Genomic DNA, 901 nt, shown 5'->3' with positions numbered 1-901 from the left:
TTATTATTGTTAATGAAATATCCTTTTAATTTTGACAAAAATAAAAAGCATTTCTCATTACAATGAAATGCTCTTAACTTTAAAATGTTAAATTTACAACTTGTTCAACAACTCACGCCAATAAGCAAGTTAAGGTTCTATATTGGCAAAATTAGATCAACAGTTGTTCCCTTATCTATCTGACTTTTTATATTGAGAGTCCCGTGATGAGCCTCAATGATTTTATGACATACCATTAATCCTAAGCCTGTTCCTTTTTCTTTTGTCGTGTAGAAGGGTTCTCCTAACATCGGTAATCGTTCTTCCGATATTCCACAGCCTTCGTCGATAAAACGAATAATAATATGATCGTCTTTTACCTGAATTTGAATGAAAATATTCCCCCCGCCTGTCATCGCTTCAATCGCATTTTTAAGGATATTAATAAATACCTGTTTTAATTGATTTTCCTCACAATGGATTAACGGAATTTCAGATTCAATCTCAATATGAATTTGTACATTATTAAGAATTGCTTGTGATTCGAGCAGCGAGTTGACATTGTGAAGAATTTGCCGAAGATCCTTCATCTGAAAATTAACGACCTGTGGTTTAGCAATAACCATAAACTCGCTCACAATATCATTGATTCGATCCAACTCAGATAACATGATTTGAAAGTAATCTTGATAGACATCAATCTTAGATTGTATTAATTGAACAAATCCTCGAAGTGAAGTCAAAGGATTTCGAATTTCATGAGCAACGCCAGCCGCTAGCTGCCCTACAACTGAAAGCTTCTCTGATTTAATCAATAGTTCTTCTGTACGCTTACGTTCCGTTATGTCTTTTGCAATGCCGTAAACACCATCAATTTTATCGTTGACAATAATGGGAACCATTTTCAAATTCACTTCTACGC

The 901-nt window shown here is 34.1% G+C and carries 1 protein-coding gene; it reads right to left on the bottom strand.

Annotated features, from left to right (window positions below; translation table 11 throughout):
• Nucleotides 1-137 precede the first annotated feature (137 nt).
• Nucleotides 138-901, bottom strand: a 764-nt coding sequence (locus AC1DVJ_RS31160; protein ID WP_477596833.1) for an ATP-binding protein, incomplete at its 5' end; no start/stop codon positions are given.

The organism is Paenibacillus sp. P4_A9 (assembly GCF_056402415.1).
This window is presented reverse-complemented; position numbering and strand designations above follow the sequence as displayed.